The sequence below is a fragment of the Neolewinella sp. genome, from assembly GCF_965214665.1.
Classification (GTDB): domain Bacteria; phylum Bacteroidota; class Bacteroidia; order Chitinophagales; family Saprospiraceae; genus Neolewinella.
This window is the reverse complement of the sequence record NZ_OZ243970.1, coordinates 105,366-125,133: the sequence shown is the minus strand read 5'-3', so window position 1 is coordinate 125,133 and position 19,768 is coordinate 105,366. Positions and strand designations below refer to the sequence as shown.

Annotated in this window: 18 protein-coding genes; 11 read left to right on the top strand and 7 right to left on the bottom strand. The window is 61.1% G+C overall.

What is annotated here, in order from left to right:
- Positions 1 to 24 precede the first annotated feature (24 nt).
- Positions 25 to 816, bottom strand: coding sequence for a phosphatase PAP2 family protein (locus ACOOHD_RS00885; protein WP_420459684.1), 792 nt, complete (start codon positions 814 to 816; stop codon positions 25 to 27).
- A gap of 203 nt (positions 817 to 1,019) precedes the next feature.
- On the opposite strand from ACOOHD_RS00885, the gene ACOOHD_RS00880 reads away from it, so the two are divergent.
- The 6 genes from ACOOHD_RS00880 to ACOOHD_RS00855 all read left to right on the top strand — a co-directional run bounded on the left by ACOOHD_RS00880 (position 1,020) and on the right by ACOOHD_RS00855 (position 7,405).
- Positions 1,020 to 1,595, top strand: a complete 576-nt coding sequence (locus tag ACOOHD_RS00880; RefSeq protein ID WP_420459683.1) for a TetR/AcrR family transcriptional regulator — start codon at positions 1,020 to 1,022, stop codon at positions 1,593 to 1,595.
- The gene (locus ACOOHD_RS00875; RefSeq protein WP_420459682.1) at positions 1,592 to 2,548 is read left to right on the top strand and encodes an alpha/beta fold hydrolase; all 957 of its coding nucleotides are present in this window, start codon (positions 1,592 to 1,594) and stop codon (positions 2,546 to 2,548) included. Before ACOOHD_RS00880 ends, ACOOHD_RS00875 begins: the two co-directional genes overlap by 4 nt.
- Before the next feature lie 153 nt (positions 2,549 to 2,701).
- Entirely contained in the window at positions 2,702 to 3,337 is a 636-nt protein-coding gene (locus ACOOHD_RS00870; protein WP_420459681.1) for a peroxiredoxin, read from the top strand.
- Between the two features lie 150 nt (positions 3,338 to 3,487).
- Complete coding sequence (locus tag ACOOHD_RS00865; protein WP_420459680.1) at positions 3,488 to 5,890, top strand: zinc-dependent metalloprotease; 2,403 nt, start codon at positions 3,488 to 3,490, stop codon at positions 5,888 to 5,890.
- A 46-nt stretch (positions 5,891 to 5,936) separates the two neighbouring features.
- Entirely contained in the window at positions 5,937 to 6,569 is a 633-nt protein-coding gene (gene ribA / locus ACOOHD_RS00860; RefSeq protein ID WP_420459679.1) for a GTP cyclohydrolase II, read from the top strand.
- A 41-nt stretch (positions 6,570 to 6,610) separates the two neighbouring features.
- Positions 6,611 to 7,405, top strand: a complete 795-nt coding sequence (locus tag ACOOHD_RS00855) for a transporter (protein ID WP_420459678.1) — start codon at positions 6,611 to 6,613, stop codon at positions 7,403 to 7,405.
- On the opposite strand, the gene ACOOHD_RS00850 is transcribed toward ACOOHD_RS00855, so the two are convergent.
- Positions 7,402 to 8,499, bottom strand: a complete 1,098-nt coding sequence (locus ACOOHD_RS00850) for a Gfo/Idh/MocA family protein (RefSeq protein WP_420459677.1) — start codon at positions 8,497 to 8,499, stop codon at positions 7,402 to 7,404. The two genes, ACOOHD_RS00855 and ACOOHD_RS00850, sit on opposite strands and share 4 nt — an antisense overlap.
- Positions 8,500 to 8,664: 165 nt before the next feature.
- On the opposite strand from ACOOHD_RS00850, the gene ACOOHD_RS00845 reads away from it, so the two are divergent.
- A complete protein-coding gene (locus ACOOHD_RS00845; RefSeq protein ID WP_420459676.1) occupies positions 8,665 to 9,717 on the top strand; it encodes an App1 family protein in 1,053 nt (350 codons plus the stop codon).
- Between the two features lie 174 nt (positions 9,718 to 9,891).
- Here ACOOHD_RS00845 and ACOOHD_RS00840 read toward each other — a convergent pair whose 3' ends face one another.
- The 5 genes from ACOOHD_RS00840 to ACOOHD_RS00820 are packed head-to-tail and all read right to left on the bottom strand — an operon-like array spanning position 9,892 to position 15,651.
- Positions 9,892 to 12,258, bottom strand: a complete 2,367-nt coding sequence (locus ACOOHD_RS00840; RefSeq protein ID WP_420459675.1) for an alpha-ketoacid dehydrogenase subunit alpha/beta — start codon at positions 12,256 to 12,258, stop codon at positions 9,892 to 9,894.
- 60 nt (positions 12,259 to 12,318) lie between these two features.
- Positions 12,319 to 13,137 (bottom strand): UDP-2,3-diacylglucosamine diphosphatase, encoded by an 819-nt coding sequence (locus ACOOHD_RS00835; RefSeq protein WP_420459674.1) that lies wholly within the window; start codon positions 13,135 to 13,137, stop codon positions 12,319 to 12,321.
- 24 nt (positions 13,138 to 13,161) lie between these two features.
- Complete coding sequence (locus tag ACOOHD_RS00830) at positions 13,162 to 14,199, bottom strand: NAD-dependent epimerase/dehydratase family protein (RefSeq protein WP_420459673.1); 1,038 nt, start codon at positions 14,197 to 14,199, stop codon at positions 13,162 to 13,164.
- Complete coding sequence (locus ACOOHD_RS00825; RefSeq protein WP_420459672.1) at positions 14,189 to 15,247, bottom strand: anhydro-N-acetylmuramic acid kinase; 1,059 nt, start codon at positions 15,245 to 15,247, stop codon at positions 14,189 to 14,191. Before ACOOHD_RS00825 ends, ACOOHD_RS00830 begins: the two co-directional genes overlap by 11 nt.
- Positions 15,248 to 15,291: 44 nt before the next feature.
- Complete coding sequence (locus ACOOHD_RS00820; RefSeq protein ID WP_420459671.1) at positions 15,292 to 15,651, bottom strand: c-type cytochrome; 360 nt, start codon at positions 15,649 to 15,651, stop codon at positions 15,292 to 15,294.
- Between the two features lie 192 nt (positions 15,652 to 15,843).
- Here ACOOHD_RS00820 and ACOOHD_RS00815 point away from each other — a divergent pair, with 192 nt between their 5' ends.
- The 4 genes from ACOOHD_RS00815 (at position 15,844) to gpmI (ending at position 19,698) form a co-directional block, all read left to right on the top strand.
- Positions 15,844 to 16,497, top strand: coding sequence for a 50S ribosomal protein L25 (locus tag ACOOHD_RS00815; protein ID WP_420459670.1), 654 nt, complete (start codon positions 15,844 to 15,846; stop codon positions 16,495 to 16,497).
- 126 nt (positions 16,498 to 16,623) lie between these two features.
- Complete coding sequence (locus ACOOHD_RS00810) at positions 16,624 to 17,319, top strand: hypothetical protein (protein WP_420459669.1); 696 nt, start codon at positions 16,624 to 16,626, stop codon at positions 17,317 to 17,319.
- A gap of 41 nt (positions 17,320 to 17,360) precedes the next feature.
- Positions 17,361 to 18,107 (top strand): DUF92 domain-containing protein, encoded by a 747-nt coding sequence (locus ACOOHD_RS00805; protein WP_420459668.1) that lies wholly within the window; start codon positions 17,361 to 17,363, stop codon positions 18,105 to 18,107.
- Between the two features lie 52 nt (positions 18,108 to 18,159).
- On the top strand, positions 18,160 to 19,698 hold the full coding sequence (gpmI, locus tag ACOOHD_RS00800) for a 2,3-bisphosphoglycerate-independent phosphoglycerate mutase (RefSeq protein WP_420459667.1): 1,539 nt from the start codon (positions 18,160 to 18,162) through the stop codon (positions 19,696 to 19,698).
- Positions 19,699 to 19,768 lie beyond the last annotated feature (70 nt).

The window sequence follows — 19,768 nt, the reverse complement described above, 5'->3', positions numbered from 1 at the left end:
TTTGCGATCGTCCCTTTTTTGCATCTACCAACGTAGGCTAAGTCCCACGCCCTCCTCGGTTATACTGAGGCTCCAGCCTTCTTCTGTAGGGGACTTGTGCAACTGGGGAATGAGGATGCCGAGCGTAGCCCCCAGCGCGTAACCGGCCACGATGTCAGTAGGAAAGTGCTTGCCCGCCTGGTACCGGGCGTAGCCGGTGGCGAGGGGAATCGCCGCGGCACCGGCCCAGATGGCGGGGCGCCAGGGGCTATCGGGGTACAGATCGTGGAACACCTTGGCGGTGAAGAAGCTCAGGGCGGCGGTGTTGGAAGTGTGGCCGGAGACGAAGGACTGGCGGGCGTCGTTGAGCGATTTGGCTCCGATGCTGAACGCTTCGTTGTAGATGAGGGGGCGGTTGCGGCGGATGAGCACCTTGGTCATCTTCGTGAACCCGTCGTTGAGCAGCATGGTCTGGGCGAGCATGGTGCCCACCACGAGGCCCTTACGGCGGGTAGTACGACCTACGGCCAGGGTGGCGGGTACGAGCATGGCGCCCCGGAGCAACTCATCGGAGACCCGGCGGGCGACGGCGCATTCGTTGCGGGTAGCTCCGCGATCCAGGAACCAGATCTTACTACGGCGCTGAGCGGCCAGTTGCTCGGTGGTAAGGGGGTTAATCTCGGTCTCGAGCAGGTGACCGGTGACACTGAGCCCGCCGCCGAGAGCGAAAAACGATACCTCCCGCTTCCACTCGAGGGTATAGGGGAATTGCTGCGCACCTACGCTAAGCGTAAGGGCAAGAAAAAGTAAAACGAACAGGTTTCTGAGTGACAGCATGCGGTGCGGTAGTTAGAGGAAAGGCGTGCTGGGTGCTTGGCAGTGCGGGGGTAATGATACGGAATCTTCGATAACGCACCAAGGTCGAGCGGCCTCGGCCCGAGCAGAGCGGTGCTGCACGTTATGGGTGCTCGGGCCGGAGGCCGCTCGACCTTGGACTTTTAGTTAGCACATCCTATCTTTACCAACCAACCGGTCGGTACATGTCAAAGCAAAAGATTACCAAGGAGGAGATTTTAGCAAAAGCTTGGCGCCTCTTTCACCGCCACGGCTACTACGATACGTCGTTACAGCTTATTGCTACGGCCGTTGGACTGGGTAAGGCGGGCCTCCTGCACCACTTTGGGAGTAAGGAGCAGCTGATGCGGCAGGTGATCGACTTCGCCCAGGTATACTACGCCGAGCGGGTACTGAGTGAACTCGAAGGTGAGCAACCGTTCGCCGATAGGCTGCGCCGCTTTCTCGACCACCACGTGCAGCTGTGTCAGCTCGACCGGCGGGGCTGTTTTTTCGCTAATACCATCCTGGAGACGAGCGCCGACGGACTCTTCAACGACCGGCTCGGACAGTTTCACGCCCACTGGATCGGAGCGGTACGCGCGGCGCTTCTCCCCCACTACCCTACTGCGGAAGCCGCCGAGCGTGCCTACCGGCTATTCGCTGACTATGAGGGTAGCGTGGTCATCTACAAACTACACGGTGATGCCGAGCATCTGCACCGCTTCGTGAACCGCTCCATTGCCGGTCTGCGCCTACCGATACACCTTCCTGTCGTATGAATATGAAGCGCCTCACCTACCGCTCACTCGCCATAGCGATCAACGGCCTATCGTTTGTCCACCCCCGGCTGGCCGGCCGTTTTGCCTTCCACCTTTTTGCTACCCCACCGCCGCCGCGGATTCGGCCGAAAGAGCAAGCGTTTCTCGATACGGCCCGGCGTAATGACCAGCTCGTGGGAGAGCATCACATTCCGGTCTACGAATGGGGCCCGTCCAACGGGCCGGTAGTGTTTTGTGCCTACGGCTGGGGCTACAACGCGGGGCGGTGGCGACACTACGTGCCTCGACTGGTAGAGGACGGCTACCGGGTGGTGGCCTTCGATCTTCCGGGCCACGGGCATTGTACTGGAAGCAGGCAGCTTACCTATCCGATGGCGGCGGAGATTGAGATGGCATTGATTCGCTCGCTCGGGGGCGTGGAGCTGGTACTGGCGCATAGTTTTGGGGGTAGCTGTCTGGTCGAATCGCTCACGCTACTGCCCCAGCACCTGCGGCCGCGCCGGATATGCTTGCTGGCGATCGTGTCGGAGGTACGGTGGCTCTTCGTGGGGTTCGTACGGTTTATGGGGCTGCGGGAGGTGGTCTACGAGCAGATGCAGCGGCGCATTGAGGTGCTGACCGGGCGGTCGCTGGATGAGTTTGACGTGGCTACGGTGGCTAGACAGTTGACGAATATCCCTACCCTACTCGTGCACGATCCGGAAGATGCCGTCACTGCCTACTGCAACGCCCAGCGCAACCACAGCCACTGGCCGGGAAGTTGGCTGTACAGTCCGATCGGGGCGGGGCATCACCTGGGCACGGTGCAGGTCACCACGGCGGTGCTGGACTGGCTGATGGAGGGGGCGGTGCCCGCGGGTGCAAAGCGGAATGCGGGGGATATGCAACCCCTACCGGCGGTGGTGGAGGCAGGGGATATGGAGGTGAATGGGGTGACTGATTTTTATGGGTAGGGTTGATTTCGCCGTGTATCGCCACTAAAGTGGCTCCCGCAGCCGGAGGCTGCATTTTTCTGGCGTCCCGATAGCTATCGGGAGAGGCAGCATTGTACTCAACCGGCGCTTGCCTGTCGCGTTACCTTTCTTTTCACCGTAAGTATTTTACTCATGCCACTACGCTTAGGCGAGACCGCCCCCAACTTTGACGCCCAGACTACTGAGGGCAACATCAATTTTTACGACTGGTCTGACGGGAAGTGGGTCGTGCTGTACAGCCACCCCAGCGACTATACGCCGGTGTGTACCACAGAGCTCGGCCGTACCGCCGCCCTGAAGGAGGACTTTGAGAAGCGTGACGCCAAGGTGATCGCCCTGAGCGTCGATGACCTGGAGAGCCATATGGGCTGGGTAAAAGATATTGAGGAAACCCAGAACGTGACGATGAACTTTCCCATCATCGCCGATGCCAACCGCAAGATCGCCGAGGCATACGATATGATCCACCCCAAGGCGGATGAGAAGTTTACCGTGCGCTCGGTGTTCATCATCGACCCCAACCATAAAGTACGCCTTACGTTGACCTACCCCCCCGCCACCGGCCGCAACTTCCAGGAGATCCTGCGCGTGCTCGATAGCCTGCAACTTACCGATAACTACAGCGTAGCCACCCCCGTAGACTGGAAGGATGGGGAGGACGTGGTGGTGAGCCCGAGTATCAAGTCGGAAGATATTCCGGATAAGTTTCCGAAAGGGCATAAGGAGATACGGCCTTACTTGCGTACTACGCCGCAGCCTAATCGCTAACGCTGTAGACCGCTTCGCGGTTAGACTTTCCCTTCGGGAAAGGTAGATCGCCTTCGGCTCGTTAGACAGCCCTGATCGACCGCAGCGCGGTCCCCCTGCATTGACCCCGAACGCAGTTCGGGGATATACCCCCACCCCTACACTCCCCCCATGTTCCAAAAAGCCCTGCCCCTCCTCCTATTCCTCTGCACCTGCGTCCCCGCCCTAAGCCCCCTGTACGCACAGGATGACGACAAGGAAGACAAAAAAGAAAAGAAGGATAAAGACAGCTACAAAGACCTGCTCAAGGATGCCGACCGGCAGACCGGCCTTTTCAACGTCATCGAAAAGGAGGGTAAGACCTACTTCGAACTGCCCGTGGCGCTGATGGACGAGGAAATCCTGGTCGTAAGCCGCATCAGCGGACACGTCAAGGGACTGAACTTCGGGGGAGCGGGTATGCGCAGTCGGCCGCAACAGGTGGTGCGCTGGCAGAAACACGATGACAAGGTGCTACTGCGCAGCGTAAGCTATAACAGCGTGGCCAGCGAGGACCTACCGGTGTACCAGTCGGTCAAGAACAATAACTTCGAGCCCATCGTGGCCGCCTTCGAGGTAGAGGCCTACGGACCGGATAGTGCTACGGTGGTGGTGGACGTGACGCCCTTTTTCACCAACGATGAGCCGATGATCGGGGCGCTGGATGAGGGGGACCGGAAGAAATTCGGGATCAAGGGGCTGGATAAGGACCGCAGCCTGATCATGTCCGTCAAGGCCTTCCCGAGTAATGTGGAGGTGCGGCACGTACTGACCTACCAGGGCGACGAGCTACCCGACAACGCCGTGACCGGTACCCTGAGCGTGGAGATGAACCAGAGCTTCATCCTGCTGCCGGCCGAGAAGATGCAGCCGCGGAAGTACGACCCCCGGGTGGGCTACTTCAGCATCGAGCAGACCAACTACGGACTGGATGCGCAGCGGGCCGAAAAGCAGAAATTCATCACCCACTGGCGGCTGGAGCCCATAGATATGGCGGCCTGGCAGCGCGGCGAGCTGGTGGATGTGAAGAAGCCCATCGTGTACTACATCGACCCCGCCACCCCCACCGAGTGGGCGCCCTACATCAAGCAGGGGGTGAATGACTGGCAGCAGGCCTTCGAGGCGATCGGCCTGAAGAACGCCATCATGGCGAAGGACGCACCGACCAAGGAAGAGGACCCGGACTGGAGCCCCGAAGACGTGCGCTACAGCGTGATCCGCTACGTGACCACCGAGATCCAGAACGCGATGGGTCCCCACGTGCACGATCCGCGTACGGGGGAGATCCTGGAGAGCGACATCATCTGGTACCACAACGTGATGAACCTGCTGCGCAACTGGTACCTGATCCAGACCGCGGCGGTGAACCCGGAGGCACGTACCCCTAAGTTCGAGCAGGAGGTGATGGGTAAGCTAGTGCGCTTCGTGGCCGCCCACGAGGTGGGGCACACGCTGGGTCTGCCGCATAACATGGGCAGCAGCACCGCCTACACCGTCGAGCAGCTACGCACCCCCGGCTTCGTACAGGAAAACGGTGTAGCGCCCAGCATAATGGACTACGCCCGCTTCAATTACGTCGCCCAGCCAGAAGATGAGGGCGTGGGGCTGGACCCGAGGATCGGCGTGTACGACTACTACGCCATCCGCTACGGCTACCTGCCCATTCCGGAAGGCAATGAGGACACGGTGCTCAATAACATGATCAAGGAAAAGGCCGACGACCCCGTGTACCGCTACGGCCGGCAGACCCGCGACGGCTACGACGCCAGCGCCCAGACCGAGGACATCGGTGATGATGCCGTACTGGCCTCTACCCTCGGTATCGCCAATTTGAAGCGCATCGTGCCCGAGCTCCAGGACTGGACCGCTGAGGACGGCAAGTACTTCGACGACCTGGAGGAGCTGTACGACAATGTGATCGGTCAGCTGCGGCGCTACACCGGCCATGTAGCTAGCAACGTAGGCTCGGTTTATGAGTGGCAGCGCAGCAGCGACGAGAATAAGATCGTGTACCAGACGGTCGGTAAGGAGCAGCAGGCCGCCGCCGTACAGTTCATCAACGAGCAGATCTTCCGCACGCCGGAGTGGCTGATCAACGAGGATATCCTGCAGCGCATCTCCGCTACCGGGGTGGCCGAAAAGATCGCCCGCCTGCAGCAGAGTGCCCTCAGTACGCTGATGGACGAGGACCGTCTCAACCGCCTAGCCGAGCAACGTGCCCGCGGCCCGGAGGCCTACGGTGTCATGGACCTGATGGACGATACCCGTGCCGGCGTATTTACCGCGGCCAATATTGAAAGCAGCTACGGCCGCACGCTTCAGGCCGCCTACGTAGACGCCCTGACCGGCCTACTCACTAACGACGAAGTTACGGCCGACGTACAGGCCGGAGCCCGTGCGAACCTGGACCGTATCCAGCAGGAGCTGGCGCAGGATTCTCCTAGCGAGGATGCCCTCGTGCAGGGGCACCGCGATGCGTTGAGCCAGCATATTCGAGTAGCGTTGACGGGTCTGGAGGTAATGACAGGGAAGTAACCCCCTGCCCCTTCCGCGCGTTAAGCAAGCACAACCGCCCCAACCCATGCCCGAGCACGGCGACCCTATCCTACTCCCCCCGGCCGAGCTGGCCGACGCCACCCGGAGGGCCGAGGCGCTCATCCCCACCCCCTACGGCACCTTCCGGATGCTGGCCTACGCCGGTGATGCCGAGGACTACACCCCCCACCTGGCGCTGGTGCACCCAGATATGGACCCCGATAGCGAAGTGATCGTGCGCCTGCATTCAGAGTGTATCACGGGCGATCTGTTCGGTAGCAAGCGGTGTGACTGTGGGGAGCAGCTGGACCGGGCCATGAAGGTGGTGGCGGCTGCGAAAGGGGCGGTCATCTATCTACGGCAGGAGGGGCGCGGCATCGGCATCATCAACAAGCTCAAAGCCTACCAGCTCCAGGATCAGGGCATGGACACCATCCAGGCCAATCTGCACCTCGGCCTGGAGGTGGATGCGCGGCACTACGGGGTAGCGCAGGGGATTCTGCAGGACCTGGGCATCGGAAAGATTCAGCTGCTGACCAATAATCCGCTGAAGGTCGACAGCTTCGGTGACGGGCCCATTGAGGTGATGCGCCGCTTACCGATCGTGGTGGACCCGGGGAAGGAGAACTTGCGCTACCTCCGGACCAAGGCGGTGGACATGGGACATTGGCTGAAGTAATCTGGGGGCGGGGCCGCAGGTGCAATGTTTATCGAACAACTATGAGATTACTTGTCGGCTATATTTTACTGCTACTTCCCACCCTGCTTTTTGCACAGTATCAACCTACTATTGCTAGCGGCCGTCCGGGAGTAGCCATCAACACCCAAACCGTAGGCCGTGGCGTGTACCAGGTAGAGACCGGCATGACGCTGGGCTGGGAAGAAGTCGGCAGTCAGAAGGTGCGTGACATTACGGAGTCGACTATCCTGCGTATCGGCATCCTGGAACGGCTGGAGGTGAGTGGAGCAGTCATCGGCTCCGCCGTCGAGTCAAGGGTGTTCAGCGGCCGCAATAGCTGGGACCGTGGCATTAGCGCCACTGAGCTTGGTGGTCGCTACAGCTTTCTCGACAACGAAGGTTGGGTGCCCGCCCTAGTGCTTGATGCAGCGGCCCTGCTCCGGGCGCAGGATGAGGAGTTCCAGCGCGATCATACCGGTGCCCGCTTCATTGTCAGTGCCGACTGGGGGCTGACTGAAGCTACTAACCTCACCGTCAACCTAAACCGCACCTGGGTGGGTGATGGTACGCGAAACACCGGTTACGTAGTCAGTTTCGGTCTCTCTCTATCCGACCGCCTGGGCTCCTTCGTCGAGGCGTACGGTGATTTGAGCAAACCGGCTACAGCCTACTTCGACGGGGGCTTCGCCTACCTCATTGGCAACCACGTGCAGCTGGATGCTGCTGTCGGTTGGGAGGGTACGAACGGCGTACCGAGTTACTACCTAGACTTTGGGGTGTCTTTTCGGATCGACGGGCGCGTGCTGCGGGAGCGAAGTATTCAGGATGTCAACTAGTCCAAGGTTACCGTAGTACCTGACTGGGCACTGCGCAGGGCTGCATCCAGTATTTCCATCACGGTCAGGTTGTTTTCTAGTGCGGAGAGGTCGGTAGGGGCTACCTCTACGTCGCCCCGTACTACAGCGGCCAGGTAGGCGAAGGCATTATCGTAGGGGGCCGGGCGGTCCTTCAGCTCCAGCACTTCCTCGGTGAAGCCGTCGTACCCCTCCGGCGTGCGTACCCTCAAGTCATGTGCATTATCGGCGTAGATGACACCGTCCAGCCCGTACACCTCCATATCCTTGCGGCCGATGGTCCAGTTCCAGGAGCCTTGAATCAGGGCTACGGTGCCGGGATAGGTGAGAATGATCAGTGCTTCGTCGTCTACATCAGGGTTGTTCTCGGCCTGAAGTTGCCGCGTGACGGCGGTGACCGTTGTTGGCCTCTGCCCGTCCTTCAGCCAGGTCATCAGATTAGCGCCGTAGCAGCCGAAGTCGATCACGGCCCCGCCGCCGTTCAGGGTGGAGTCGGTGAGCCACTCCAGGAATTCAGGTTGGACGCCGATCTTTTTCGGTCCGCGGTGGCCGTCGCGGATCTCCACTTTACGCACGGCTCCGATCGCGCTATCGCGTATCATTTCGTAGGCCCGGTGGTTGCTGGGGTACCAGGTCGTCTCGTAGTTCGTCAGCAGGTGGATACCGTGCTGATTGGCGAGCGTTTCCATGCGCCGGGCGTGCTCGAGACTTACGGCCAGGGGTTTTTCCACCATTACGTGGATGCCGCGGGGGGCGCAGGTTTCGACAATCTTTAGGTGTTCGTAGATGCTGCCGAAGGCCGTCACTGCTTCCGGTTGCTGGGCGGCGAGTAGGTCCGCCAGGGTCGGGTACACGATATCGGTTGAAAAGCCGTACTGCTCGGCGTACCGTTGTACGAGCGTGTCGTTGTCCTCTACGATGCCAACGATGGTGACGTCGCTGCGGTCGAGGTTACTGAAAAGGCCGTGGACGTGGGAGTGGGTTAGGCCTACTACGGCTATGGGGAGGGGATCTTCTTGAGCGGGGAGTGGGGTCATGGCTAGTAAAACGAACCAACAGAGGAGGACGCGGGCCATGGGCGGTAAAGGATTATAGTTCACTAAGATACGCGCCAACCACTTAGTGGGGCGGGGCCGCAGGTGCCGACTAACCGGCCAAACACATACACCCCAAAGTCCGATATATTAATTCATCCAATACCTCCCGAGCCACTTTCCCTTTACCCCATACCCCTAAACCCCGTGCAACAACTCACCAGAACCCTCCACCGCGAATGGGACAACCTCGTCGACCGCCTGCGCTGGGGCCACGACAAGCCCCTGGACGTCGCTAACTACATCGGCTTCGGCCGCGAAGACTACCTCTACCTTACCGGACGCGTCCTGCGCGACCGCGGCATTAGCCGCAATGAGCGCGATCAGCTCTGGCACAACGTGGTCAATAACTTCAAACGCTTCAATAGTCGGGAGGTCACTGATGCGCGGGTCGAGATCACCTGGGGCGAGCACACCCTCGCGCGCACCACCGATAGCGAGGGCTACTTCCACGTGGAGCACTACTGCGCGCCCGAAGACGCCCCGCACTTCGACGATATGCTGTGGCAGGAGGCTACCGTGCGGGTGGTGGAGACACCGCTCGACGGTAAGGTCGACTTCGTGAGCCACTCCGATGTCATCCTCCCCCGCGAGGCGGAGTTCGGCATCATCAGCGACATCGACGATACAATTCTAAAGACGGATGTGACTAGTCGGTTCAAGCTCAAGACAATGATGCACACCCTGCTCAAAAACGCGGGCAACCGCCGGGCCTTCGAGGGGGTCAGCGACTTTTACGAGGCCCTCCAGGGCGGCCCTGACGCCAAGGGATACAACCCCTTCTTCTACGTGTCTAACAGTCCCTGGAACCTTTACGACCTGCTACTCGACTTCCTCCACCTCAATCACCTGCCCCGCGGACCAATCTTGCTACGCGACTTCGGTCTGCCTGCCGAGGATACCGTACAGTCCTTCAAGACACACAAGGCCGATATGGTCGATAAGATCCTATCCACCTATCCCCGCCTCCCCTTTATCCTTCTCGGCGATAGCGGCGAGCACGATACCGACATTTACCTGGAAGCCGCCAAGAACAACCCCAAACGCATTCTTTGCATCTACATCCGTGACGTCCAGCACGAGGCCCGCGCCCAGCGCATTGAGGACCTGATCGAGGATGTGAGTACGATCAACGTGAAGCTAGTGGGGACGTATACGGAGGCTGCTGCGCATGCGCGGGGGATGGGGTGGATTGTGTGAGGGGGTTGTTAGGTTGTTGCGTTGTCGAGTTGTTGCGTTGGAGGCAATGCTCGCTTTGCTCGTCTTGCCGTTTCTGCTTGTATTGCACCTGCGGCCCCGCCCTCCTGTGTCGCTACCTAAAGAGCCGCCCCACTATCACGCCTACGACGCCTCCAACGACCGTAACCCAACAACTCAAAAACCCAACAATTCAACCACCGCCTCCACCACATCCATCACCTGCGGCTTACTCGCGTAGTTGCCATCATCGGCATAGGCCGGGCGGTGCACCGAGGCCGTCAGGGTACGCACCGGCGCATCCAGGTACTGAAAACCTCCCTGCACCTCGATGATCTGCCGCTCGATGTAGGCCGAAGTGCCGCCGGGGGCGTCCTCATCGACGATGAGTAGGCGGTTGGTGTGCTTGAGGTGGTTCACGATGCGGTGCTCGAGGTCGAAAGGCAGCAGGGTTTGCACGTCGATAAGCTCTACGCTGATACCGGACTGGGCGAGCACCTCGGCGGCTTCCTCGCATATCCGCACACAAGCCCCGTAGGTAATAATGGTCAGATCGGTACCGGCGCGTAGCTGCTCGGGCACCCCCAGCGGTACGCGAAATTCCTGTAGGTTTTCCGGCTCGCGCTCACGTATGCGGTAGCCATTCAGGACCTCAATCACCACGGCCGGGTCGTCACCCTCCAGCAGCACGTTGTACATGCCGGCGGCCTGGACCATGTTGCGGGGCACGCATAGGTGCATACCACGTAGGCTACCGATGAGCGGGCTAAGGTAGGAGCCGCTGTGCCAGACGCCCTCGAGCCGGTGGCCGCGGGTGCGGATGATGAGCGGACAGGCCTGCATGCCGTTCGTACGCCAGCGCAGGGTGGCCACGTCGTCGGTCAGCATCGGCAGGGCGTAGAAGATGTAGTCGAGGTACTGGATCTCGGCGATCGGACGCAAGCCCCGCATGGCCATGCCCATAGCCTGGCCTACGATGGTCCACTCCCGGATGCCGGTGTCGAAAATGCGGTGCTTGCCGAAGCGGTCCTGCAGGCCGGCGAAACCCTGGTTGACGTCGCCGATCTCGCCCACGTCCTCCCCGAAGGCGAAGAGCTCGGGACGTTCGGCGAACTTGGCGTCGAAGTAGTGCTGGAGGATCTCATAGCCCGGTATGGTCTTCGTGTCATCACCATACTGCGCTGGTATCCCGCCCAATCGCAGCGGCGAGCGGGGGGTATTGCTGAGCAGGTTGCTGCCTGCCGTAGCCTTGAGCTCCCGGTGGGCATCGCGCAGCCAGTCGCGGAGGGCGGGCGGGAAGCTATCCACCATCCGAAACCGTAACCGGCGCACGGCATCGACCAGTTCGGAGACCGGGGCGTGGTCACCGGCGATGGTGGCGGCAAATTCGGTCAGCTCCGGGGTGCTATGCCCGTTAGTGGGTAGGAGCGCCAGCAGCTCATCGCGGCGGGCGCGGCGGGGGGCATTAAGGTTATCCCAGGCCCGGCGGCGAGCGACAGTGATTTCTTTCTTGGCCCGGCGATCCAGCTCGTCCAGGTCTGCGGCCTCGGCGATGCCGGCTCCAATCAGGTAGTGGCGAAACTGCACCAGGCAGTCCCAGGTCTTCTCCCACTCCAGCCGCTTGGTGGGCTTGTAGCGCTCGTGGCTGCCGCTGGTGCTGTGGCCGTTGGGCTGGGTGAGTTCGCTCACGTGCACCAGGGCCGTGCGGTGCAACTGGCGCACCCGCTTGGCTACCCGGGGGTAGAGCTCCAGGAGGGCCGGATAGTCCCACCCCTTTACGGCGTAGATCTCGATGCCATTCGTTTCTTCCTCGTAGGCTAGTCCCGCCAGTGCCTTACTGATACTTCCCTTAGTCGTCTGGAGCTCCACGGGCACCGAAATACCGTAGCCGTCATCGACCACGGTACAGAGCATCGGCACCCCCGTCACGCCGGCGGCGTTCATCGTTTCCCAGAATACCCCCTCGGAGGTCGAGGCATCTCCGATCTCGGTCCAGGCAATCTCGTTGCCGTTGTTGCTCAATCCCTCAGTGGGTAGGTCCTCCTGCTGACGGAACACCTTGGAGGCGAAGGCCAGTCCCAGTCCGCGGGCCATTTGTCCGGCCGTCGGTGAGGTCGCGCTACTCAGGTTGAAGCGCTCGGTCGTATCGAGCCACTCGCCGCGCTCGTCGATGGTACGACTGGCGTAGTGCCCACCCATCTGCCGGCCGCCGCTGAAGGGATCGTGCGCCGGGTCGGAGTAAAGCTGGGCCAGCAGTTCTTCCGGCGTAGTGAGGTCGAGCGCGAGCAGTAGCGTATGCCCCCGGTAGTAGTCGGCACGCCAGTCGCCGTTTTGGATGGCCCGGGCCATCGCGATCTGGTACAATTCCTTTCCATCGTCACTTACCCCGAACTTCGCGCGCCCGCTCAGTACGTCCTTACGGATGATGTTGCTGAGCTCCCGGCTTACCCTACAGATATAGTAATCGTGCAGGGCACGCTCATAGTCCGCTTCCGGTATCTTCCGAAATTCAGCGGTTCGTAGCTCCGGTTCCTTTAGGGCCAAGATAAGAGGTTTTAAACACGGTGGTCAGCCGCGGGTAAGGGTTGGGAAGGTAACTAATTTTTACGGCCCGGGGTTGAGCGAAGTATGCGGTGCGCCCCGATAGCCCCGATAGCTATCGGGGGGGGCAGGTGCAGCCGGATCGAACGACAGGAGCTCGGCCGAGGCGGGCTCCATCCGCAGGTAGGAGTAGGCCTGCATCCATTCGCCGAGATTGATGTAGCGGGACGTCCCGTTAGACAGCGTGTAATCAATCGGTAGGTGACGGTGGCCGAAAATGCAGTAGGCTAGGCGGGGATTCTCGGCCAGTTTACGCTCGCTGTAGGCGATGAGCCATTCCTGATCCGGGCCCAGAAATTTTTCCTCCGCGGGCTGACTATCCCGGCTCTTGCCGCTAATAAACAGGGCGAGCTGCATCGCTAAATTAGGGTGCAGGCGGGCGTAGAGCCACTTCGCCCAGCCGGCGTTGATGAGCTTCTTCAGGCGCTTATAGCCATGATCGCCCGGTCCCAGCCCGTCGCCGTGCCCGATCAGTACCTTCTTGCCGTAGATGGTGTGCACCACGGGTTCACGGTATAGCACGACCCCCATTTCCCGCTCCAGGTAGTCGCGCATCCACATATCGTGGTTGCCGGTAAAGACGTACACCGGAATACCCCGGTCGGTGAGCTCGGCCAGCTTGCCCAGGAAGCGTACGTGGCCCCGTGGCACCGCCCGCCGCCACTCGAACCAGAACTCAAATAGATCGCCGACCAGGTAGATGGCATCGGCATCCTCCGCGGCGCAGCGATCCAGCCAGGCTACGATACGCCGTTCGCGCTCCGCACTGGTGTGGCGGGCATCGGTACCGAGGTGGAAGTCTGATGCAAAGAAGGTTGGCATGCTGGTGCAAAGAAACGACTTACGCTACACCTCGTCGAGCAGCGGCAAGTAGGTCGGCCGTAGCCCCTCCCCCATCGCCCGACTCATCAGAAAAGCCTTGCCCACCTCGCGGATCGTCTCCTCGATCGGTACGTAGTGCCGGCCGGTCTCCGTCACGTAGTGCGACCCATCGTAGCGAAAGCTGGCCTGTAAACTACGGTGGGTAGCCTGCGTAAGCAGAGGAGTTTCATCCGTCAGTCGGGCACGTAGACTTTCCACCGGCCAGAGCAGAGCGGACTGCCAGCTAGGCATGGCGTAGGTCGGTGGCTTAGCACTGACGCTCTCGGCTACCCGGGTCAGTACCTCCTTCCAATCAAGGTTAGCGGCCGAGAGCAGAAAGCGATCCCGGTCAATACCACGCTGCACCATCACCAGTACGGCCGCAACTACGTCACGCACGTCCACAAAGCCGGCACTACCCCGTGGGTACACCGAGCTGCCCGCCGCCGCCCGCCGCCAGAGGGCCGGTATGTTGGAGCCATTCCAGTTGCCGGCGCCGAGCACCACGGCCGGGTACACCACGCCGACCGATAGTCCCTCGGCCTGCCCCCGCCAAACCTCGCGCTCGGCGGCAAACTTAGAGCGGGCGTAGGGTGTGTTGGGTTCCTCCAACGGCCAGCGGTCTACCAACTCGACTACCCTACCCCCGTCGACCCGGTTGAGGGCGGCCACGGAGCTGAGGTAGACGAGCCGCGGCGTACCGGTTTCCAGCATCATATTGACGAGGTTGGCAGTGCCCCCGGCGTTGACCTTCAACATACGGTCCTCGTCGCCGGACTGGTAGGAAACGCAGGCGGCGGCGTGGATCACGGTATCGATTCCCTCCAGGGCATCCAGGAGGCTTTCGGGATCGGTCACATCGCCTTCGACTAGGGTGCACCATGCGCTGAGCTCACGGAGCACCGTAGTATCCGACCCGGGCCGCACGAGGGCCGTGAAGGGCCGGCCGGCCGCGGCCAGGGCGTGGGATAGGTAGTAGCCAATGAAGCCCGTCGCGCCGGTAAGTAACAGCTTAGGCGGCATGCAGCGCGCCGTTGACGGTATCGTGCCTGGCACCGGTAGCGGAGGCCAGACTGTTGGGTAGTTCCAATTGCCGGAACAGGGCACACAAAGCAATAAGAGCAGCCTCCTTAAAGTCCCCGGTCAGGCCCGTTGCCACCTCCACCCGTAGCGGCGGTAGGACAGCGGAAAGGGAGTCGACAAGGAATGTATTACGGGCACCTCCCCCGGTCACGAGCACTGCACCTGCGGCCCCGCCCAACTGTTTTATGTCCTGCGCAATGGTGTGCGCAAGCCAGCGGGTGAAGGTGTGGAGCCGGTCGGCCACGGCGGCGGGATGATCGCGCAGGAGGGGCCACAGCGTCTGCACCACCCACTGGTTGCTGAGGGATTTGGGGTAGGGCTGCCGGTGGTAGCCTAGCGCGGTAAGGGTAGCGGCCAGCTCGGGTAGATAGGCTCCGCTACGGGCTAGCGTACCCCCGGCGTCGTAGGGCAGGCCCTGAAGGCCAGCCAGCCGGTCCAGAATCTGACAGCAGCCGGAAACGTCGCCGGCGATGAACTGTCCGTCCGCCTGCCGCAGGCTGAAGTTAGCGATGCCCCCGAGGTTGAGAAACGCGTTGTAGCCCGGAAAAAGGTAGCGATCGGCCACGGGAGCGAGTGGGGCCCCCTGCCCACCAGCGGCAATGTCGGCACCGCGCAGTTCCGTAACCACCGGTAGATCGAGCGCGGCGGCAATACGCGCGCCGTCCCCGAGCTGAATGGAATATCCACTACTGGGCTCATGAAACGTGGTGTGGCCGTGGCAACCGACCAGCGTAGGGTGCAGCTCGGGGTGCTGGGCTAAAAACGCCGCGGCCCGCTGCCCAATATACGCGCCAAGGTCAGCGTGCAACTGCCAGGTATCCCGGCTGCTGAGTTGGGTAGCCCGGCGGAGGCGGTCCTTCCACTCGCCGGGGTAGGGTACGGTGGTGGCCGCATCGATGGACCAGTCGGTAATCCGCGGCGGGCCCTGCCGGTCGAGCTGGAAGGTACAACTGGCTAGGTCCAGTCCGTCGAGGGAGCTGCCCGACATGATGCCAAGGACGGTATGCCGGACAGAGGCCCCCACTGCCGGCCTTACTTCAGGTTCTCATTGAACGACATGGTGTACTTTGCCATGGCCTCGATCTCCTCGGGGCTGAGGATTTCTCCGAAGGCGGTCATCACGCCATTCTCACTGCCGTTGGTGATGATATTGACCCGGTAGTCCAGGTCGGAGGTAGCCTCCTGCAGGTTGGCCGCGCCGTTGGTACCCATGTCGCCGTAGAGACCGTGACAGGCAATGCAGCGGATCTTCCAGATCTTCTTGGTGTCGATATCCTGGGCAACGGCCTGGGCGGGTGTTTCGCCGGGAGCTTCGGAGGCCGTAGTTTCCTCGCCGCCACCGCAGGCGAAGATGATGAGGGCAAGCGTGAAGAGCGGAATGAGCCTTTTCATGATCGTTGGTCTTTTGCCGGTTGGAAGCGGCGGACAAGGTAAGTACCGAGGTTGGTATGTAAAAACCGGAAGGGCACGCAATGTTGCAAAATCGCCCCAGCATAAAGTTTTTCGGCCGGCCGTTTCGCTAGCTTAGGGGAGCGATGTATCTTTGCGGGCCGTTAAGCGCCGCTGGCGCCAAAGCTATACCGTATGGAAACCATCAAAGTAAGCGGCGAGATCCGTGAGACCCTAGGCAAGAAATCAAGTAAGGAACTGCGGCGTGAGGGCCTCGTGCCCGCCGTAGTCTACGGTATCGGCGGCCCTAAGCACTTCACGGTGAAGGCGCTCGACCTGCGCGAGCTGATCTACACCCCAAACTTTAAGCTGGCCGAGGTCAGCGTGGGCGGCGATACCTACCGCAGCATCGTCAAGGACTACCAGTTTCACCCCGTCACTGATGAGCTGCGCCACATAGACTTCCTGGCCCTAGAGGACGGTCGCACCATCAAGGTAGAAGTGCCCGTCACCTTCAGTGGCACCAGTCCCGGCGTACGGGGCGGAGGGAAACTGCAGGTCACCGTACGGCGCATCAAGATCAAAACCACCCCCGAGCACCTGGTCGACAACCTTACCCTCGACATCAGTAAACTGGAGCTCGGCCAGAGTATCCGCGTGCGTGACATTGCCCCCATCGAGGGCGTCGAGATCATGAATCCCGGCGGACAGCCCGTAGCCACCGTAGAAGTACCCCGCGCCCTGCGCTCCGCCGCCACAGCTGAGAAGAAGGCCACGGAGAAGGAGGCCAAGAAGGCCGGCAAGGCACCCGCCGCCGGAGCGGCAGCCCCCGCAGACGAAAAGAAATAGTAGGCTAGCGGCGATCCGGTAGGGCAATTACCCGCGCGGTGGTTGCCCTATCTTGCGTATACTAACAATTTGTTTTATTCATCTGCGTACTGTACTTTTGGTGGTACCTACTGCCTACCAGCCGCGATGAAGAAGCAAAAAGTAAACCGGAAGTACAATTTTCCGGACGCCGATCTTTACCAGATGGCCATGGATGCCATCCGGCTCGCCAAGCGTGATCTCGAGCAGTTCAAGGCCGGCTACCAGTATGACTCCCACCGCCTTAAGGGGTTTCACGACCGCTGCCAGCGCTTCGTAGGCATGCCGGACGACAACGAGTTGCTCGGCGATCAGATGATCGTCACCGATAAAAAGTACGAGGCCGCCGAGAAGCTCCGCCACATGATCCGCTCGGTCATGACCCGCGTACGCATGGCCTTCAGCAACCGCACCGGGCGCTACCGCAAATTTGGCACCGCCAAGATGGGCGATATGACCGATGCCCAGCTGCTCTTCTGCGGCCGCCGCGTCATCCGCGTGGCCCGTGCCCAGTGGGACTTCCTAGCCGATACCGGCCTTAACGAAACCCACCTCGAACGCCTCGCCGCCGCCTGCAAAGCCTTTGAGCTGGCCATGAACGTACAGCAGGATAAGGTCGCCGACCGCGACATCAGCGTCGAGTCCCGCATCGACCTCGGCAACCTCATCTACGACGAGCTCATCAAGGTCTGCGACATCGGCAAGGACATCTGGGCCGAGACCGACCGGGCCAAGTACGACGCCTACTGCATCTACGATAGCAATATGGAGCAGAAGCGTATCCGGCAAGAGTCGGCGGGGTGAGCAGTACAATGCAGCCTCAGGCTGCGACGAGCGCAGCGAGCATGATCTACACCGCCTGGTTACTTCTAGCTGTCGCCTTCGTTTACCTAAGCGTCATCCGCAAAAGCCTCACCCCCCCAGCAGCCCTCACGGCAGTAAGCCTAGGAGCCATCGTCATCGCTACCCACGGGACCCCCTGGCTGCTACCCCTCTTCACCTTCTTCGGCAGCAGCACCCTCATCGGCCGCCTCCTTCCGGTCGAAGCGGATGCCGGTGACAGTAAGGACCGCCAGCCCCGTGATGTAGTCCAGGTGCTCTGCAACGGTGGCGTGTACGGGTTCGTCGCACTCCTAGGCCTTCCCCCCATCCTCCTCCTGGTCAGCATGGCCGTAGCCACCTCCGACACCTGGGCCAGCGAGATCGGCAAGTACATTCGGCAACCTACCTATGATATTCTCCGCTGGCGGCGTGTCCCTCCTGGTCTGAGCGGTGGTATCAGTTGGAGCGGCACTGGGGGCGGGGCCGCAGGTGCGGCACTCATTGCAACGCTGGGATTTCTACTCCTTCCTGCGTTTTCAGCTACTGAATACCTTGTCGTCAGCGGCTTCGGATTCCTGGGCATGCTCGTTGACTCCGTGCTCGGCGCGGCATTACAGGCCCGCTACGACAACGGACCGGCGGCGGGCCTGTCCGACACCCCCCTCCCCCACGGCCACCTCGCCCACGGCCTGTCCTGGATGACTAATGATCTGGTTAATTTGCTATCGATCGCATTAGTGACGCTTCTGGCCTACCTCGTACTTCCTTGACGGCATAGGCTCAACGCAGAACTTCCTTACGGAAGTCCTTTACCTTCGCCCCATGCAACCCTCCCGCACCCTCCTAGTCATTCTCGACGGCTGGGGATTAGGCACCCGCCCCGCCGCCGATGCCCTCGCCCAGGCCCGTACCCCTACCTTCGACCGCATCTACCGCGACTGCCCCCACGCCACCTTAGTCACCTATGGCGAACAGGTCGGCCTCCCGGAGGGGCAAATGGGGAACTCCGAGGTAGGTCACCTCAACATCGGGGCCGGGCGGGTAGTGTACCAGAGTTTTGCCCGTATCAATAAGGCCATTCGGGAGGGGGAGTTGGAAGAAATGACGCAGCTACAGGACGCCCTGCGCTACGCACGCCAGAACGATAAGGCCGTGCACCTGATGGGGCTTCTGAGCGACGGGGGCGTCCACAGCCACATCAATCACCTGCTACGACTAACTGACATTGCTACAGAAGCTGGTAATGAGGAAATCTACATCCATGCCTTCACCGACGGTCGGGACGTAGCTCCTGACTCCGGGCTTGGTTTTCTCACCACCCTGCTGGCCCACCTGGAGGAGCAACCCACCCGACTGGCTACCGTCACCGGTCGCTTCTACGCTATGGACCGCGACACCCGCTGGGAACGCATCGCGGAGGCCTACCACGCGATGGTGAACGGGCGCGGGCAACGGACCCAGGATATTCTAGCCGCCGTGCGGGCACACTACGATGCTGGCACAACCGACGAGTTTCTGCACCCCCTGATCCTTACGGATGAGTCGGACGAACCGATAGCCACCATCCAGCCCGGCGACGTGGTGATTTGCTTCAACTTCCGTACCGACCGCCCCCGGCAGATCACGCGCGCCCTCACGCAGGAAAATTTTCCGGAGCAACAGATGCACAAAATCCCTAATTTACACTACATCTGCCTGACGCAGTACGACGATAAATACACCGACGTAGCGGTGCTCTTTACCCCGGAAGACCTGACTAAGACCATGGGCCAGGTAGTCAGCGAGGCGGGCAAGTCCCAGGTGCGCATTGCCGAGACCGAGAAGTACGCCCACGTCACCTTCTTCTTTAGCGGCGGGCAGGAGGATACCTTTCCCGGTGAACGGCGCATTCTCATCGACTCCCCCCGCGACGTCGAGACCTACGACGAAAAACCGGAGATGAGTGTGTACGGGGTCACCGACGCCATTATCCACGACATCGAAACCAACGCGCCGGACTTCGTGTGCCTCAACTACGCTAATACCGATATGGTAGGGCATACGGGTATCATGGCGGCCGCCATCAAGGCTGCCGAGGCCGTGGACGAATGCCTGGGTCGCCTCCTCGCCACGGCGGGTCAGCACGGCTACCACACCCTGGTCATTGCCGACCACGGCAACTCGGATGTGATGATCAACGAGGATGGCAGCCCACACACGGCGCATACGACCAATCCGGTACCGGTGGTGTACGTGGGTCCGGCTGAATCCGAGGTCCAGCTACGCACGGATGGTAAACTCGGGGATGTGGCACCGACGCTACTACACCTTATGGGCATCGCTCAACCACGGGAGATGACGGGTAGTGACCTGATCGTCTGACACCGTCCGACGGGGGTGGGCCGTCCGACGGGGGTGGGCCGTCCGACGGGGGTGGGCCGTCCGACGGGGG

What these genes read in the sequence shown, in the direction of transcription:
- ACOOHD_RS00885 (WP_420459684.1), bottom strand. Translation starts at nt 816, where the DNA reads ATGCTGTCACTCAGAAACCTGTTCGTTTTACTTTTTCTTGCCCTTACG.
- ACOOHD_RS00880 (WP_420459683.1), top strand. Translation starts at nt 1,020, where the DNA reads ATGTCAAAGCAAAAGATTACCAAGGAGGAGATTTTAGCAAAAGCTTGG.
- ACOOHD_RS00875 (WP_420459682.1), top strand. Translation starts at nt 1,592, where the DNA reads ATGAATATGAAGCGCCTCACCTACCGCTCACTCGCCATAGCGATCAAC.
- ACOOHD_RS00870 (WP_420459681.1), top strand. Translation starts at nt 2,702, where the DNA reads ATGCCACTACGCTTAGGCGAGACCGCCCCCAACTTTGACGCCCAGACT.
- ACOOHD_RS00865 (WP_420459680.1), top strand. Translation starts at nt 3,488, where the DNA reads ATGTTCCAAAAAGCCCTGCCCCTCCTCCTATTCCTCTGCACCTGCGTC.
- ribA (WP_420459679.1), top strand. Translation starts at nt 5,937, where the DNA reads ATGCCCGAGCACGGCGACCCTATCCTACTCCCCCCGGCCGAGCTGGCC.
- ACOOHD_RS00855 (WP_420459678.1), top strand. Translation starts at nt 6,611, where the DNA reads ATGAGATTACTTGTCGGCTATATTTTACTGCTACTTCCCACCCTGCTT.
- ACOOHD_RS00850 (WP_420459677.1), bottom strand. Translation starts at nt 8,499, where the DNA reads ATGGCCCGCGTCCTCCTCTGTTGGTTCGTTTTACTAGCCATGACCCCA.
- ACOOHD_RS00835 (WP_420459674.1), bottom strand. Translation starts at nt 13,137, where the DNA reads ATGCCAACCTTCTTTGCATCAGACTTCCACCTCGGTACCGATGCCCGC.
- ACOOHD_RS00830 (WP_420459673.1), bottom strand. Translation starts at nt 14,199, where the DNA reads ATGCCGCCTAAGCTGTTACTTACCGGCGCGACGGGCTTCATTGGCTAC.
- ACOOHD_RS00825 (WP_420459672.1), bottom strand. Translation starts at nt 15,247, where the DNA reads ATGTCGGGCAGCTCCCTCGACGGACTGGACCTAGCCAGTTGTACCTTC.
- ACOOHD_RS00820 (WP_420459671.1), bottom strand. Translation starts at nt 15,651, where the DNA reads ATGAAAAGGCTCATTCCGCTCTTCACGCTTGCCCTCATCATCTTCGCC.
- ACOOHD_RS00815 (WP_420459670.1), top strand. Translation starts at nt 15,844, where the DNA reads ATGGAAACCATCAAAGTAAGCGGCGAGATCCGTGAGACCCTAGGCAAG.
- ACOOHD_RS00810 (WP_420459669.1), top strand. Translation starts at nt 16,624, where the DNA reads ATGAAGAAGCAAAAAGTAAACCGGAAGTACAATTTTCCGGACGCCGAT.
- ACOOHD_RS00805 (WP_420459668.1), top strand. Translation starts at nt 17,361, where the DNA reads ATGATCTACACCGCCTGGTTACTTCTAGCTGTCGCCTTCGTTTACCTA.
- gpmI (WP_420459667.1), top strand. Translation starts at nt 18,160, where the DNA reads ATGCAACCCTCCCGCACCCTCCTAGTCATTCTCGACGGCTGGGGATTA.